The organism is Vagococcus vulneris, assembly GCF_003950515.1.
In the GTDB taxonomy this organism is placed as follows: domain Bacteria; phylum Bacillota; class Bacilli; order Lactobacillales; family Vagococcaceae; genus Vagococcus; species Vagococcus vulneris.
The window spans coordinates 18,440-36,370 of sequence record NZ_NGJS01000009.1 but is presented as its reverse complement, the minus strand read 5'-3'; the positions used below and the strand labels follow the sequence as shown (position 1 = coordinate 36,370).

The 17,931-nt window shown below is 36.1% G+C and carries 14 protein-coding genes; all 14 read left to right on the top strand.

Going from position 1 to position 17,931, the window contains the following annotated elements:
* Positions 1-28 precede the first annotated feature (28 nt).
* Positions 29-1,024, top strand: coding sequence for a phosphate acyltransferase PlsX (gene plsX, locus CBF37_RS07225; protein ID WP_125984094.1), 996 nt, complete (start codon positions 29-31; stop codon positions 1,022-1,024).
* Between the two features lie 118 nt (positions 1,025-1,142).
* Positions 1,143-1,382, top strand: a complete 240-nt coding sequence (acpP, locus tag CBF37_RS07220; protein ID WP_125984093.1) for an acyl carrier protein — start codon at positions 1,143-1,145, stop codon at positions 1,380-1,382.
* 370 nt (positions 1,383-1,752) lie between these two features.
* Complete coding sequence (locus tag CBF37_RS07215) at positions 1,753-2,757, top strand: ABC transporter ATP-binding protein (protein ID WP_125984092.1); 1,005 nt, start codon at positions 1,753-1,755, stop codon at positions 2,755-2,757.
* Positions 2,758-3,705, top strand: a complete 948-nt coding sequence (locus CBF37_RS07210) for an ATP-binding cassette domain-containing protein (RefSeq protein ID WP_125984091.1) — start codon at positions 2,758-2,760, stop codon at positions 3,703-3,705. It abuts the gene before it with no gap.
* A gap of 2 nt (positions 3,706-3,707) precedes the next feature.
* A complete protein-coding gene (gene opp4B / locus CBF37_RS07205; protein ID WP_125984090.1) occupies positions 3,708-4,670 on the top strand; it encodes an oligopeptide ABC transporter permease in 963 nt (320 codons plus the stop codon).
* A 32-nt stretch (positions 4,671-4,702) separates the two neighbouring features.
* Positions 4,703-5,602 (top strand): ABC transporter permease, encoded by a 900-nt coding sequence (locus CBF37_RS07200; RefSeq protein WP_125984089.1) that lies wholly within the window; start codon positions 4,703-4,705, stop codon positions 5,600-5,602.
* Between the two features lie 21 nt (positions 5,603-5,623).
* A complete protein-coding gene (locus CBF37_RS07195; protein ID WP_125984088.1) occupies positions 5,624-7,417 on the top strand; it encodes an oligopeptide ABC transporter substrate-binding protein in 1,794 nt (597 codons plus the stop codon).
* 271 nt (positions 7,418-7,688) lie between these two features.
* Complete coding sequence (locus CBF37_RS07190) at positions 7,689-9,491, top strand: oligopeptide ABC transporter substrate-binding protein (RefSeq protein WP_125984087.1); 1,803 nt, start codon at positions 7,689-7,691, stop codon at positions 9,489-9,491.
* A 116-nt stretch (positions 9,492-9,607) separates the two neighbouring features.
* The gene (rnc, locus tag CBF37_RS07185) at positions 9,608-10,303 is read left to right on the top strand and encodes a ribonuclease III (protein WP_125984086.1); all 696 of its coding nucleotides are present in this window, start codon (positions 9,608-9,610) and stop codon (positions 10,301-10,303) included.
* A gap of 21 nt (positions 10,304-10,324) precedes the next feature.
* Entirely contained in the window at positions 10,325-13,894 is a 3,570-nt protein-coding gene (smc, locus tag CBF37_RS07180) for a chromosome segregation protein SMC (protein WP_125984085.1), read from the top strand.
* 18 nt (positions 13,895-13,912) lie between these two features.
* On the top strand, positions 13,913-14,737 hold the full coding sequence (locus CBF37_RS07175; RefSeq protein ID WP_125984084.1) for a Cof-type HAD-IIB family hydrolase: 825 nt from the start codon (positions 13,913-13,915) through the stop codon (positions 14,735-14,737).
* A complete protein-coding gene (ftsY, locus tag CBF37_RS07170) occupies positions 14,738-16,138 on the top strand; it encodes a signal recognition particle-docking protein FtsY (RefSeq protein ID WP_125984083.1) in 1,401 nt (466 codons plus the stop codon).
* Positions 16,139-16,249: 111 nt separating this feature from the next.
* Positions 16,250-16,999 (top strand): DeoR/GlpR family DNA-binding transcription regulator, encoded by a 750-nt coding sequence (locus CBF37_RS07165; protein ID WP_125984082.1) that lies wholly within the window; start codon positions 16,250-16,252, stop codon positions 16,997-16,999.
* Positions 17,000-17,914 (top strand): 1-phosphofructokinase, encoded by a 915-nt coding sequence (gene pfkB, locus CBF37_RS07160; RefSeq protein WP_125984081.1) that lies wholly within the window; start codon positions 17,000-17,002, stop codon positions 17,912-17,914.
* The last annotated feature ends 17 nt before the right edge of the window (positions 17,915-17,931 follow it).

Genomic DNA, 17,931 nt, shown 5'->3' with positions numbered 1-17,931 from the left:
AAATTTTTAAAATGAAAGAGGGAACACTATGGTAAAGATTGCAGTTGATGCAATGGGCGGCGACAATGCACCTCAAGTAATTGTTGAAGGTATCGAGTTGGCACGCCAAGACTTTCCAAATGTTGAATTCATTCTTTATGGAAAAGAACCGGAGATAAAAAAGTATATCTCTGATTTAACAAATATTACAATTGTACACACTGAAGAAAAAATCAATAGTGATGATGAACCGGTTAAAGCTGTTCGTCGTAAAAAGCAAGCGTCAATGATTTTAGCTGCACAAGCAGTGAAAAACGGGGAAGCAGATGCCGTATTATCTGCCGGAAACACGGGGGCTCTTCTAGCTGCTGGATTGTTCGTTGTAGGTCGTATCAATAATGTAGAGCGACCGGGATTAATGTCGACATTGCCTGTTTTTAAGGGTGATTTAGATGGTTTTGACTTTATTGATATGGGAGCTAATGCTGATAATAAACCAGAGCATCTATTAACATATGCAGTCTTAGGTACGTTTTATGCTAAAAATGTACGCAAAGTAGTCAATCCGCGTGTGGGACTTCTGAATAATGGCACAGAAGCGACTAAAGGCAGTGAATTGACTAAAACAGCTCATGAGCTGTTGTCTGAATCAAAAGATATTAATTTTGTTGGTAATGTTGAAGCTCGTGATTTATTTAACGGTGTAGCCGACGTTGTTGTGACGGATGGTTTCACAGGGAATGCTGTTTTGAAAACAATGGAAGGTACCGGACTGGCTATGATGTCCATTTTAAAAGATTCAATTAAAAGCGGCGGTACTAAAAGCAAATTAGGAGCATTGTTATTAAAAGACAGTCTGCTACAATTGAAAGAGAAGATGGATTATTCAAATCATGGTGGAGCAGTTTTGTTTGGCTTGAAAGGTCCAGTTGTGAAATGTCACGGATCTGCAGATGCTAAAGCTGTTAGTGCAGCTATCAGACAAATTAATGATATGCAAGAAACAGCTGTTATTAATGAGTTAACAACTTTCTTTGAAAAATAACTAGGCTATCCCGTCAGTTATTAAACGAAAATTATAGACAAACGATTTCAATATAGGTAAAATTAACATGAATTATAGAATAAGTAAAAATGGTTAATAAGAACTTGGAGGTTTAACTATGACTAGAGAAGATGTATTTGAAAAGATAAAAGACATTGTGGTTGAGCACTTTGATATTGAAGCAGATAAAGTAACAGAAGATATCAGAATTAAAGAAGATTTACAAGCAGATTCTATTGCTATTATGGAATTTGTTCTAGAATTAGAAGATGCTTTTAATGAGGAAGTATCTGATGAAGATGCAGAAAAAATTGAAACAATTGGTGGAGCGGTTGACTATATCATGTCACACCAATAACAATAATGAGAGATTAACTGACATAAATTGCTATGTCGGTTTTTTTTTATTATGATAATTATGAGATAACTATAATTAAAATGAGATACTTATAATTTAAATGAGAAAGTAGTTGGTTTATTAAATTTAAGTCGAATTACAGGTGCTTCTTACTTTTTAAATGATTTTTCTAATAAATAAAAGATAAATTGTGAAAGAAGATGCTTTTTATTATGAAAAAATTATCTGACAATAGTTGCTAAAAATAATAAATTCTAATATAATTATAAGATATCTTACAGGAATTTTAATATTAAGATGTGTTTTCTCAAAATTGAAATGATATACATAAAGATTAGTTAGGGAATAGTAGAGGGAAGGAGCGATTTTATTGTTCGAGGATAGTAAATTATTAGACGTTAGGGATCTTCATACAGGTTTTAGAATTAAAGACGATTATTATGATGCTGTAGATGGTGTATCGCTGACGCTGGATAAAAATGAAATTTTAGCAATTGTAGGGGAATCAGGCTGTGGAAAGAGTACTCTAGCAATGACAATTATGGGGTTGCAAGACCCGAATAAAACTAAAATTACAGGAGACATCATTTATAATGATTTAAACTTAGTTGGATTGTCAGAAACGCTTTATAACAGAATTAGAGGAAATGATATCGGTATGATTTTCCAAGATCCATTGTCAGCACTGAACCCATTGATGCGTATTGGGGATCAAATTGCTGAGTCACTATATTATCATACTGATATGACAGAAGAACAGCGTAAAACAAGAGCTGTCGAGTTGCTTAGTCAAGTTGGTTTGCCTTATCCAGAACGAGTGGCTAAACAGTATCCACATGAATTATCAGGTGGAATGAGACAACGTGTCATCATAGCCATTGCGATTGCATGTAAACCACCGATAATTATTGCGGATGAGCCGACAACTGCGCTGGATGTCACTATTCAAGCGCAAATATTAGATTTATTAAATGATTTGCAAAAGGAGACGGAAGCGGGCATTATTTTGATTACGCATGACTTAGGAGTAGTTGCTGAGACTGCAGATAGAGTAGCAGTTATGTATGCAGGTCAAGTCGTGGAAGAAGCTTCAGCTGAGGTCTTGTTTAGCAATCCGCTTCATCCTTATACTCGTTCGCTATTGAATTCAATCCCACAAGAAGATGCACACGATTCGGAATTACATGTAATTGAAGGTGTCGTTCCTTCGTTAAAAAACATGAAACGAACTGGGTGTCGTTTTGCTGAGCGTATTCCTTGGATTTCAGAAGATGCACACGAAGAACAACCAACACTCCACGAGGTTGAACCAGGTCATTTAGTACGTTGTACATGCTACAAACATTTTCACTTTAAAGAAGAGGGGGAAGCGTAAATGGGATTAATCGAAATCAATGATTTGAAAGTTCACTATCCTATTCGCGGAGGTTTTTTCAACAAGGTAGTGGATTATGTATATGCTGTTGACGGAGTAAATTTTGAAATTGAGGCTGGAAAGACTTATGGGTTAGTAGGTGAGTCAGGCTCCGGTAAATCAACCATTGGTAAAACAATTGTTGGTTTGGAAAAAGCTACGGCTGGTGAAATTAATTTTGAAGGAAATAATGTCATTAATAAAGGTATACGAAAAAAAATCGGTTATAACAAAGACGTTCAGATGATTTTTCAAGACTCAATGTCGAGTCTAAATCCAAAAAAACGCGTTATTGACATCATTGGTGAACCGATTCGAAATTTTGAAAATTTAACTGATCAAGAAGAAAAGAAAAAAATTCAGGGCTTACTGGATATTGTTGGAATGCCTACAGATGCATTGTACAAGTACCCGCATGAATTTTCTGGTGGGCAAAGACAGCGTTTAGGTGTTGCTCGAGCAGTTGCAACTAATCCTAAATTGATTATTGCTGATGAGCCGGTGTCAGCGTTGGACTTGTCAGTACAGGCACAAGTTTTAAACTTCATGAAATTAATTCAGCAAGAATATAATTTAAGTTACTTGTTTATATCTCATGATTTAGGTGTGGTAAAACATATGTGTGATAATATTGCTATCATGAATAGAGGGCGATTTGTTGAAATAGGAACGCGTGAAGATATTTACAATAATCCACAACATATTTACACTAAACGCCTACTATCAGCAATACCTAAAATTGATGTTAAGAATCGCAATCTGCACAAGGAAGAACGTCGTCGTGTCGAACAAGAATTTGAAGATTTATACAGTCAATACTACGACGAAAATGGTCGAGTGTATGACTTAAAACGTATTAGTCCAACTCATCAAGCCGCAGTACAGAACATTGAAAGTGAGGGGAACTAATTATGTGGAAAACAATACTTCGTCGAGTTCTTTTGATGATTCCTCAAATCATCGTGTTAAGTTTATTTATTTTTATTTTAGCCAAAGCGATGCCGGGTGATCCGTTTACTGGTTTGATTAACCCAAATACTGATCCAGCGACTATCGAACGGATGCGTGAAGCTGCAGGATTAAATGACCCTTGGTATGAACAATATGTTCGGTGGGTGACGCACGCCTTGCAAGGTGATTTTGGTCAAAGCTTCTTATATAAATTACCTGTTACTGAAATTATTGGTCAACGTGTATCAAACACTATTTGGTTATCACTATTGACAGTTATTCTGACTTATGCGATTGCTTTACCACTAGGTTTGTTCTCGGGTCGTTACCAAAATTCAATTTTTGATAAATCAGTTGTTATTTATAACTTTGTTAGTTTTGCTGTACCGATTTTTATTTTTGCACTAATCATGCTGTTTTTCTTTGGTTATCGTTTAGAATGGTTCCCAACAACAGGATCCGTCGACAGTGGTGCTATTGAAGGGACAGCGGGCTATTATTTCAGTCGATTCTATCACATGATTTTGCCAGCGATTACGCAAGCTGTTTTGGCCACAGCGGTTACTATTCAGTATTTGCGTAATGAAGTAATTGATGCAAAACAATTAGACTTTGTCAGAACAGCACGTGCAAAAGGTGTTCCAACAAACAAAGTATTTACACGCCATATTTTTAGAAATGCGTCATTACCGATTGCTGCACAATTGAGTTATGAAATTACTGCTTTGATCAGTGGTTCCGTGGTTATTGAGCAGACGTTTGCTTATCCTGGTATCGGTAAATTATTTATTGATGCAATTAATGGGCGTGATTATTCTGTTATTACTGCTCTTGTATTAATTTTAGGGATTGTTACAATCGTCGGAAACTTAATCTCAGATATTGTCATGAGTATAGTCGATCCGCGTATTCGAATTCAATAGACCCTAAACATTAAGAAAGGAGATAAAAGTAAATGAGTAAAAATGAAAATAAGCAACCTGAAGCGGTAAGTGTACCGCCAACAGGAATAAAAATGATTGCTCGTGAATTTAAACGAGATAAGTTGGCAATGTGTTCCTTGATATTATTAGTTGTTTTGCTGATAGGTATTTTTGTTACATCTATGTTTATGGATCAAGCAGCAGTAATGAAAGTAAGTATCTTAGATAAGTATAATCCGCCAGGAAATGGTTGGATATTAGGCGCTGATGAAGGCGGACGAGATGTGTTTGGTCAATTAATTATAGGTGCGAGAAATTCAATCTTAATTGGTTTCATGATTACGATTATTACATCGATTATTGGTGTTGGACTAGGGATTATTTCCGGTTATTATGGTGGATTTATTGATGGTCTAATCATGCGTATTGTTGATTTTATTATGATTTTGCCGATTATGATGATTATCATTGTATTTGTAACGATTATTCCGAATTACAATGTCCTGTCATTCGTGTTAATTATGAGTTTGTTCTACTGGGTTGCTAAAGCCCGTCTGTTTAGAGGTAAGACGCTATCAGAAGTCCGTCGCGACTATATCAGTGCATCAAAAACTTTGGGAACAAGTAATTTTAAAATTATGTTTGGCGAATTAATGCCAAATTTGAGCTCATTGATTATTACTAACTTAACAATGAACTTTGCCGCTAATATCGGTATTGAGACTACTTTATCTTATTTAGGATTTGGTTTGCCTCAATCGACACCAAGTTTGGGAACTTTAATTGGATACGCCTCAAGTGGTGATGTTTTATCTAATAAAACATGGATTTGGGTCCCAGCTTCACTTTTAATTTTAGTTTTAATGTTAAGTATTAATTATGTAGGTCAAGCCTTAAAACGTTCAGCGGATGCTCGCCAACGTTTAGGATAAACAAAGGAGGAATAGAAAGAAATGAAGTACAAAAAACTAGTTAGTGCAATGGCACTTGGTGCTGTTGTAACTGTCGGATTGTCTGCGTGTGGCAGCAAGGAAGGCGGAAAGAGTAGCAGTAAAAAAGGTGAAGAAGCACAAAATATTGCTAAATTTCCAATCGAAACTAAAAATAAAGAAAAAGCTAAAAAAGGTGGAACTTTAGATGTTGGTGTAGCAATGGACACATCTTTCCAAGGTTTATTTGATCCCGCATTTAATTCAGATCAATTTGATGTTTATTTTATGGAACCATCAAATGAAACTTTATTTGGTTATAATGATAAGTTTCAGATAGATGATAGTGGTGTTGCATCACTTAAATTAGATAAAGACGCTAAAAAAGTAACGATTAAAATGATCAAAGATGCCAAATGGTCAGACGGTAAACCGGTTGTTGCTGATGACATTATCCAACCATACTTGATTATCGGTAATAAAGACTATAACGGTGTTCGTTATGGTGAACAAATGCAAAAGATTATCGGTATGAAAGATTATCATGAAGGCAAAGCCGATTCAATTTCTGGTATTAAGAAAATTGATGATAAGACGGTCGAAATCGCTTATGACAGTGTTGACCCTGGTATCTTAACTGCTGATGGTGATGGCGGTGTATGGCAAAATGCTATGCCAGCACATATCTTTAAAGATATTCCAGTTAAAGGTATGGAGTCAAACGATGCTATCCGTAAAAATCCAGTATCATTTGGACCTTATAAAATGTCTAAAATTACTCGTGGTGAAAGTGTGGAGTACACACCTAATGAGTATTACTATGGTGAAAAACCAAAATTAGATAAATTAGTATTCCGTCAAACACCGACAAAATCGGTAGTTGAAGGATTAAAGGCTAAGAAATTTGACATGGTTATTGCCATGCCAACCGATACATACCCAACCTATAAAGATGTTGAAGGATATGAAATTTTAGGTCGTCCTCAATTTAGTTATACTTATATTGGTTTTAAATTAGGGAAATGGGATAAAGAAAAAGGAGAAGTTACTTATAATCCTGATTCTAAGATGGCTAATAAATCATTACGACAAGCAATGGCTTATGCTGTTGATAACCAAGCTGTTGGTGATAAATTCTACTATGGCTTACGTAAAGGTGCTAATTCATTAATTCCACCTGCATTAGGTGAATATAATGACAAATCATTAAAGGGCTATACTCAAGATGTTGATAAAGCAAATAAATTATTAGACGATGCTGGGTATAAGAAAAAAGATGGTGAAGAATTCCGTCGTGACCCTAAAGGTGAAAAATTAGAAATTAAATTTGCATCTATGGCGGGTGGAGAAACTGCACAGCCGTTAGCAGAGTACTATATGGATCAATGGAAAGCTGTTGGTCTAGATGTTAAGTTATCGACAGGACGATTAATCGACTTTAATCAATTTTATGATAAGTTAAAAAATGATGATCCAGAAGTTGATGTGTATCAAGGTGCTTGGAGTACAAGCTTTAATCCATCTCAAACAGCTTTATATGGTCCGAAAGCAGCCTTTAACTATACTCGTTTTGCAGATAAAGAGAATACGCGTCTGTTAAATGAAATGGACTCAGACAAGTCATTTGATAATGACTACCGTATTAAAGTATTTAAAGAATGGCAAGAATATGCACATGATCAAGCTTTTGCAATTCCGACATTATTCCGTGATGAAGTACGACCTGTTAGTGATCGCGTAATCGACTTCAACTGGGATGTTGTGAAGGGCCAACATGCATGGTCTGAAATTGGTGTGTCAAGTGATTCACGTAAATAGTAATATTGAAAATGAGAGACAGGTGTCTCTCATTTTTTTGTGTCCTGAACGATAGGTAATAAAATATAAATAATTTAGCTCACATAATTATAGGTAAGCAAGTTTGCTTAAATTAAAAATAAACTTGCAAAAACCATTATTTTTTAATATAATTACAATATATCTTATTATTTTCTAATTTAATGATTAGAAGACTAAATCATCTAATTATTTGAAAAGTTAGTTTAATTAGCATGAGAAAAAATCAGCAAAAACAATAAGGAGGATGACAATGAAATATAAAAAATTAATGAGTACCGTAGCTTTGGGAGCAGTTGTAACATTCGGACTGGCAGCATGCGGAAGTAAAGACAGTGGCAACAAAAATAGTGGAGATAAAAAAGGAAATGGGGAAGCTCAAGATATTGCTAAGTTTCCTATTGAGACTAAAAACAAAGAGAAAGCTCAAAATGGTGGTACATTAGATGTTGCGGTAGCAATGGATACGTCTTTTCAAGGATTATTTGATCCAGCATTTAATAAAGATGCATATGACGTATCGTTTATGGAACCAGCTTTTGAACCACTATTCGGCTATGATGACAAATTCCAAATAGATGACAGTGGTGTAGCATCTTTGAAATTAGATAAAAAAGCTAAAAAGGTAACAATAAAACTTATTAAAGATGCAAAATGGTCTGATGGGAAACCAGTGGTTGCTGACGATATTATTCAACCATACTTAGTGATTGGTGATAAAGATTACCCTGGAACTCGATATGGTGAACAAATGCAAAAAATTGTTGGTATGAAAGACTATCATGAGGGTAAAGCAGACTCGATTTCAGGTATTGAAAAAGTTGATGATAAGACAGTTGATATTACATATGAAAGTGTTGACCCTGGTATTTTGACAGCAGATGGTGATGGTGGAGCATGGCAAAATGCAATGCCAGCACACATTTTTAAAGACATTGCTGTTAAAGACATTGAATCAAGTGACGCTATTCGTAAACATCCAGTAACGTTTGGTCCTTATAAAATGTCTAAAATTACGCGTGGTGAAAGTGTCGAATTTACTCCAAATGAGCATTATTATGGTGAAAAGCCAAAACTGGATAAAGTTGTTTTCCGTCAAACACCGTCAAATTCAGTTATTGAAGGATTAAAATCAAAGAAATATGATATGGTTGTTTCGATGCCTACAGATACGTATCCGACTTATAAAGATGTTGAAGGCTATGAAATGTTAGGACGACCTGAATTTAGCTATAGTTATATCGGCTTTAAGATGGGTAAATTTGATAAAGAAAAAGGTGAAGTCGATTATAATCCGGATGCTAAAATGGCTAACAAATCTTTACGTCAAGCTATGGCTTACGCGGTAGATAACCAAGCAGTTGGAGAAAAATTCTACTACGGGCTACGCACTGGAGCAAACTCTTTAATTCCACCAGCATTAGGTGAGTTTAATGACAGTAAACTAAAAGGCTATACTTTAGATGTTGATAAGGCTAATAAGTTATTAGACGATGCAGGCTATAAGAAAAAAGATGGTGAAGAATTCCGACGTGATCCTAAGGGTGAAAAACTAGAAATTAAATTTGCATCAATGGCAGGTGGCGAAACAGCACAGCCACTGGCGGAGTACTATATAGATCAATGGAAAGCAGTTGGCTTAGATGTGAAGCTAGCGACAGGACGCTTAATTGATTTCAATCAGTTTTATGATAAAATTCAAAACGATGATCCAGATATTGATGTCTTCCAAGGAGCTTGGCAAGTAAGCTTTAATCCATCACAAACATCATTGTACGGACCAAAAGCTGCCTTTAACTTCTCTCGTTTTGCAAGCAAAGAAAATACGCGTTTGTTAAATGAAATGGACTCAGACAAATCATTCGATTCAGAGTACCGAACAAAGATATTTAAAGAATGGCAACAATATGCGCATGATGAAGCATTCGCAATTCCGACATTGTTCCGTGATGAAGTACGTCCGGTAAGTAATCGCGTTACAGATTTTAATTGGGACGTAGTTAAAGGACAGCATGCTTGGTCTGAAATTGGGGTTACATCTGATTCAAGAAAATAATTATTAAACTATCAATTTGATATTTTCTATCAAATTGATAGTTTTTATTTTAAATCGGTTCAAAACAAAGTATAATGAGTGATGTGCAACTATAATAGAAAAAGGATGATTTAAATATGCAAGATGAGTTTTTAGCATTATTAAAAAATAAATACGGTGTCGTATTTAAAAATATTGATTTATTAACCCAAGCTTTTACTCATTCATCCTATGTGAATGAGCACCGACATTTGGAATTAAATGATAACGAACGACTAGAATTCTTAGGGGATGCTGTATTAGAAGTTATCGTTTCAGATTACTTGTTTAAACATTTTACAGAGCTTCCTGAAGGAAAATTGACTAAATTACGTGCAACAATTGTTAAAGAGGATTCATTGGCCCAATTTGCAAAAGATTGCCAATTTGATCGTTTTATCCGATTAGGTAAGGGAGAAGAAAGTTCAAATGGCAGAAAAAGATCTTCTTTATTATGTGATTTATTTGAAGCATTTTTAGGTGCTTTGTATTTAGATCAAGGAACAGATAAAGTTAGCGAGTTTATTTATCAAGTAGTTATTCCAAAAGTTGAGTCTGGTGCTTTTTCACATGAGATGGATTATAAGACTGTTTTGCAAGAAGTATTGCAAAAAAATGGTGATATTCTTATTGAATATGTATTGGTGAACGAAGAAGGTCCTGCACATGAGCGGACATTCTATGTTGAAGTCAGTGCAGGGGGACAAGTATTAGGTACAGGAAGTGGCAAATCAAAGAAAAATGCCGAACAAAAGGCGGCAGAAGTTGCCTTGACTGCATTGGAAAATAAGTAAAGGAAAGGGGACTTAAATTAGGTGTATTTAAAGCGTCTTGAAATAGCTGGATTTAAGTCTTTCGCCGATCGAACGATTATTGAATTCAATCAAGGATTAACAGCTGTTGTCGGACCAAACGGCAGTGGCAAAAGCAATATTACTGAAGCCATTCGTTGGGTATTAGGGGAGCAGTCAGCAAAAAATTTACGCGGTGGAAAAATGCCTGATGTGATTTTTGCTGGCTCTTCTTCGCGTTCCCCTTTAAATGTGGCTGAAGTGACGTTGATTCTTGATAATACGGAAAAGACCTTACCTATTGACTACAGTGAGGTCAGCGTTATGAGACGACTAACACGATCAGGAGAAAGCGACTTTTTTATTAATAAACAGCCATGCCGGTTGAAAGATATCGTTAATTTATTTATGGATTCCGGCTTAGGAAGAGAATCTTTTTCAATTATCTCGCAAGGGAAAGTTGAAGCAATTTTTAATAGTAAACCTGAGGATCGTCGAGGTATTTTTGAAGAGGCTGCAGGCGTACTAAAATATAAAACACGAAAAAAAGAAGCTAAACGAAAATTAGTTGAGACTGATGATAACTTAAGTCGTGTGAAAGATATTATTTTTGAGTTAGAAACACAAAAAGAACCCTTGTTTGAACAAAGCGAACGTGCTAAACGGCACTTGTTGTTAAAAGAGCAATTAAAAGAAGTTGATTTACGTGTTACTATTGAAAAAATGACACGATTAAAAGTCGAATATGATGAAAAAAAAGCAAAGTTAGCTGATATTAATCAGACCGTTGCCGCAGAACAGCAAACAATCACAACAGTCGAACGAGATTTAGTAAATTATCGTGGGAAGCGTGATGAACTTGACCATTCACTGGAAATATTACAGACAGAACTTCTAAAAGTTACTCAGTCATATGAACGTTTAGAGGGGCAGAAAAAAGTTAATGAAGAACGACAGAAACATTCGGTTCATACAGCGGATCAATATGAGCAGCAATCAGCTGATTTGCGTACCAACATTGAAGTAATTCAACAAGAGTTGTTAGAATTAAAAGCCAATCTATCGCAAAAAAGAAAAAGCAAACGTGAATTAACTCATGAGATTGATGCTTTGACGAAGGAATTAGAATTTTTAAATCGGTCATCCAAAGAAAAAGCTGATGATTTGCGCAGCGATTATATAGATATTATGCAGCAGCAGACGAATATCAAAAATGATTTGAAACATTTGGAAAAACAATACCAGCAGGAAACACAGCGCAATAAAAAAGATTTGGATGCTTATGACCAGTTGCTTCAACAAGATAAAGAGATAGAACAGCGAAAGACTCAATTGGAAAAGGAACAAACTAATCATGAAAATGTTTTACAGCATCTGACAGAAGGGTATCAAACAACGCAGACGGAATTCCAAGAGTTAAGACAAACAATACAGATGACTGAACGTCAAATGTACGATGCGTTGAAAATTTTACAGCAGGCGCAAGCCAAAGAGAAAAGTCTTCGTGAGTTACAAGAAAATTACGCCGGATTTTATCAAGGTGTTCGTGCAGTACTTAAAGAAAAACAGCAGATGAACGGTATTATTGGTGCTGTTGCTGAACTAGTCACAGTACCTGCTGAGGTCAGCTTAGCCATTGAAACAGCATTAGGAGCAGCGGCTCAGCATATAGTAGTAGCTGACGAGCAGAGCGCTCGATCAGGAATTACATTCTTGAAACAAAAACGTGCTGGTCGAGCTACCTTTTTACCACTAACAACTGTTAAGCCACGTGTGATTGCCGAAAATGTACGCGAAACAGCGAAACAGCTACCTGGGTTTGTGGGGATTGCTAGTGAATTGGTGACTTGTGATCCGACAATTCAAAGCATTATTCAGAATTTATTAGGCTTGACTGTTATTGCAAGAGATTTAGCATCAGCCAATCAGTTATCGAAAGAGTTGAATTATAAGTATCGAATTGTATCACTTGAAGGTGATGTCATGAATCCTGGAGGTTCAATGACTGGTGGAGCAACTAAAAGAGGACAGGGCGCAAATCTATTTAATCAGCACCATGAATTACAGGTCTTAGAGAAGCAAATTGCCGACATGACGATGCTTTATCAGCGTAAAGAGCAAGATGTCGCACTTAAAAAGCAGACAGCTACCGAATTAGAAGAAAGGCTTGAGACACTTCGCCGAGACGGAGAACAAGCAAGGCTGACAGAACAATCAATTAACAATGAATTACAGCAGTTAGTCCAAAAACAGAAACAGCAAGCAAAAGAACGACGTGTGTTTGATTACGAAACCCAAGAACTGCAACGCTTTTTAGAAGTTTATCAAGAAGAAAAAGAGCAGCTGGAAGAAGTATATGCAGCAACTGAAAACAAACGTCAATTATTAGATAAGCTGATGAATCAAACCGAGCAGGAAATATCTGACAATACGCAAAAGCGTGATAATACTGCACAACAATTGTCTGAGAAACAATCTGAAGCAGCTGTTTTAATGGAACAAATTAAACAAATTGCTGAACGAACCAATGAAAAAGAAGACTGGTTGTTGGATGCTGAAAAAAGTCTTGAACAATTTGAGCAGCGTTTAAACTCGGAATCCACAGAGCAGACAAGTCAGGAAACTTTAAATCATCAGCTTAAAGAGGAAATGCAACAGTTAAAACAGACACGCGAACAATTAATGACCGACGTGGAAACAAAACGCAACGATCGAGAAGTAATCCATCAGTCTATAGTCTCTTTCGATCAGACATTGGTGTCGCGTAATAAAGAGCTGCAAATGACTTTGGATAAAAAGGCGAATGTTGAAGTGGCTAAAAAACAAGCCGATCTGTCTTTAGAACGCTTGAGTTTGTATTTGTTTGAAGAATATGGGACTAACTATGACTCGGCTAAAATCAATGTGACAAAAATCATCGATTTTTCAGCAGATGAATTAGAAATAGAGCGATTGAAGCGGGAGTTAAAAAATCTAGGACCTATTAATAGTCAAGCAATTACCCAGTATGACGAGCTGGTTGAACGCTATAATTTTTTAGCTACCCAACGTGATGACTTGTTGCAGGCAAAAGACGCTCTATTGGATACAATGAGCGAGATGGATCAGCTGGTCATTGAAAAATTTCATGACGTGTTTAGTGATATTCGTCATGAATTTCAAACAGTTTTTCCTAATATGTTTGGCGGAGGACATGCAGATTTAACACTGACTGATCCAAGTGACTTATTAAATACTGGTGTTGATATCGTAGCTCAGCCACCGGGTAAGAAATTACAGCAATTAAGTTTGTTGTCAGGCGGTGAACGAGCATTGACAGCTATAGCACTCTTATTTGCGATTATACAGGCACGTCCAGTTCCTTTCTGTATTTTGGATGAAGTAGAAGCAGCATTAGATGATGCTAACGTTGCACGTTATGGGAATTATCTGCGCCACTTTGGCGATAGCAGTCAATTTATTGTAATTACCCATCGTAAAGGAACGATGGAAGCTGCAGATGATTTGTATGGTGTCACGATGCAAGAATCCGGCGTATCAAAAATTGTTTCAGTTCATTTGGAAGATTTTAAGGATGATCCAGCGATTAAATAAAGATGGGAGAGTTTCAGGGTGATAAAACTTATAGCGATTGATTTAGATGGAACTTTGTTAAGAGATGACAAGACTATTTCAGAATACAATAAACAAGTTCTTATAAAAGCTAAGAAACAGGGTGTAAAGGTAGTTATTTGTACGGGACGTCCTTTAATAGCGATAGGTCCAATCCTAGATCGATTAGAGTTGCGTGATATTGGCGATTACAGTATCACCTTTAACGGTGGTGCGATTCAAAAAAATGATACGGGTGAAGAACTATTTGCACACTCGATCTCATTAGATGAAGTCAAGCAAATGACACAATTGATGAGTAAATTAAAATTGCCGCTAGATGTTGTATCAAATGATACATGTATTCATTTGCCGACATCACTACCAGAACGGGCCTCAATCTATCAAGATTTAAATCCCTTACTGACGTTTGCTTCTTCCGATTTAGCCGATCTGTCTTCTGAGCGGATGTATAATAAAATGGTGGTGGCAACTGATCAGGAATTTTTGGATCAACAGATTGAACAAATACCAGAATCTTACTATGATACTTTTAATATCATGAAATCACGTGCTAATTTATTGGAAATATTACATAAGGACGTCAGTAAAGCCAATGGTATTCAAAAATTAGCTGATATTTTGGGTATTACAAGAGATGAAGTCATGGCAATCGGTGATGAAGAAAATGACCGTTCCATGATTGAATATGCTGGTTTGGGTGTGGTAATGGAAAACGGCAACGATGAGTTAAAGAAGATTGCGCAGTACGTCACGTCAAGCAATCAAGCTGATGGGGTTGCAGTAGCAGTTGAAAAATTTATTTTTGTGAAAGGAGACAATTAAATGGGGATTTTTGATAAAATAAAAAAAGCCGTTTTTGGTGAAAAAGAATCAGATGAGCAAGAGAAGAAAGTTTCTCCTGATGTCGAGAAAGATGTAACAGTTAATGAGGAACAGGTATCTGAATCAAAAGTAGCAGAAGCCGACACACCTGATTTATTAATAGATGAATCTATTGAAGAGGCAATAGAAGTTGAAGAGCAAGGTACGCTGGAAAGTGAAAACGAATCAGCGAAACAAAAAAATGAAGAAAAACGTTTGGTTGAAACTTCTGTAAAGCAGCAAGAAGAACAGGAACCAAAGGGAGAAAACCAAGAAAAACAAGCTTCAGAGGAAATTATTGAAGAAGTCGTGAGTGAAGAGTTGTCCGTTCACGACTCGTCAGATACCGAAACTGAACCGACAATCGTTTCTGAACCAGAGATTGAAGAAGTTGAGAAAGAGGTTAAGTCAGAAAACCAAGAGACAACCGAGAAATATGATAAAGGGCTGGAAAAATCACGTAAAACGTTTGGACAATTTATGAATCAACTATTTGCTAATTTTCGAATGGTTGACGATGAATTTTTTGAAGATTTAGAGGAAGCCTTAATAGCAGCTGATGTCGGTTTTGATGTTGCTATGCGAATCTCGGATGAACTGCAAGAAGAAGTGAAATTGAAAAATGTTAAAAAACAGTCAGATGTTGAAAAGGTAATTGTCGAAAAATTAGTTGAAATTTACGATACTGAAAAGACAAAAGAAAATAATGCTATCAACATGCAGTCTGACGGCCCCACAATTATTTTATTTGTCGGAGTCAATGGCGTAGGTAAAACAACTAGCATCGGTAAATTAGCGCATCGCTATAAAGAAGAAGGGAAAAAAGTCTTGTTAGCTGCGGCGGATACTTTTCGAGCGGGTGCAATTGATCAACTAGTTGTTTGGGGTGAGCGAGCCGGTGTCGAAGTTGTAAGACATGCAGCCGGAAGTGATCCGGCTGCGGTGGTATTTGATGCAGTCGATAAAACGAAAAAAGAAAATTTTGACATTTTATTGGTTGATACAGCTGGCCGGTTGCAAAACAAAGTGAATCTGATGAAGGAACTGGAAAAAATGAAGCGTGTGATTGAGCGAGAATATCCGTCAGCACCGCATGAAGTTTTATTAGTTGTTGATGCTACAACAGGGCAGAATGCACTTATTCAGGCAAAACAATTTAAAGAAACAACTGATGTGACTGGGTTAGTTTTATCTAAATTAGATGGAACAGCGAAAGGCGGTATTGTCTTAGCTATTCGTAATGATTTACGTTTACCAGTTAAATTAGTCGGATTGGGTGAAGGAATTAATGATCTAGAGGATTTTGATCCGAATCAATTTGTTTACGGGTTATTTAAAGATGTTATTGAGCGATATGCTTAAAAGACAGTCGACTAACATGACGTTAGTTGACTGTTTTTTTATCACTTGTGACAGTTTTTGGTTGCTTTTGAATGTAACTGACGATATACTATGGGCATGGAGTTGATACGGATGTTGACAGAAGAAAGAAAAAGTGAAATTTTAAAACTGTTAGAAGTAAATGATATTGTTAAAAATAGAGATTTGATGAGTTTACTTGATGTATCCGAATCAACTATTCGTCGAGATTTACAAGAGATGGAGGAAGAAAATCTTCTATCCCGGATTCATGGTGGGGCAAGACGGGTGATCAAGTTAGAGCCAGAATTAACGATGATGGAAAAAGCCGTCAAAAACACTCATGAGAAAAGAAAAATTGCTGAGTATGCGGCGACACTAGTAAATGACGGAGATTATATCTATTTAGATGCTGGAACAACGACTTATGACATGCTGCCTTATTTGCAAGGAAAAAAATGTCATGTGATAACAAATTCTGTTTATCATGCGACATTGAGTGTGGATGTTGGTTTAGCAACAGTCATTATTGGTGGGGAAGTACGACAAAAGACTAAATCAGTTGTTAGTCATGTTAGCCTAGAACAGTTAAAATTATATTATTTTGATAAGGCCTTCATGGGAACAAATGGTATTCATGTTGATTATGGCTATACGACGGCCGATACATATGAAGCGAAGGTGAAAAACGTTGTTATTTCCCAAGCGCAGCGAGCATACGTGTTAGCAGACTCGACAAAGTTTAATAAAGTTAACTTTTCGAAGATAGCAGATATTGATACAGCCAGTATTATTACCACGACTGTACCAAAAGAATTAAAACAAAAACTATTAGAATTAACAACCATTAAGGAGGTTCATTAAATGATTTATACAGTGACATTAAACCCAGCAATTGATTATGTGATTCGTGTACCTGAGTTTAAAACAGATCAATTAAACAAAACGACAGAGGAATTTAAATTTCCTGGAGGCAAGGGAATAAATGTTTCACGTATTTTGAAAAATTTAAAAACCGACTCCGTTAATCTAGGATATGTCGGAGGATTTACTGGACAATTTATTTCAGATTCTTTGGCCAAGGAAGAATTACGGACAGATTTTATTGATGTCCCTGGTGATACAAGAATTAATATTAAACTGAAAAGTGATGTTGAAACAGAGATTAACGGTCAAGGTCCAGTTATTTCATCTGAAGCATTGACACAATTGAAATCACAATTGGCTAAGGTGACTAAAAATGATTTAGTTGTTTTTTCAGGTAGTATTCCAAAAGGTTTGCCGGCTGATGTGTACGTTGAGCTGATCAAAGAAATTAAGAAAAATGATGTACCTTTTGTAGTTGATATCAGCAGTGATTCATTATTTGATATCTTGCCATATGGTCCAGAGTTTATTAAACCAAATCATCATGAGTTAGCGGACTTATTTAATGTTACATTTAATTCAGTAGCTGATATGATTCCTTATGGCAGAAAATTAATCGAAATGGGTTCAAAAAATGTTTTAATCTCTATGGGTGGTGATGGAGCTCTATTAGTGACCCAAGATGCAGTGTATCAAGCCCCTGTTTTAAAAGGACAGCTAAAAAATTCGGTTGGTGCCGGAGATTCAATGGTAGCGGGATTTGTTAATGAATACGCTAAAACCAGAAATAGTGTAGATGCTTTTAAATATGGTGTCGCAGCGGGTAGCGCAACAGCATTCAGTGATGATTTGGCAACAGGGGATTATATTTTAGAATTAGTCGACAAGGTTGTTATTAATAAAATAAATTAAAGACTCGGGAGGAAAAA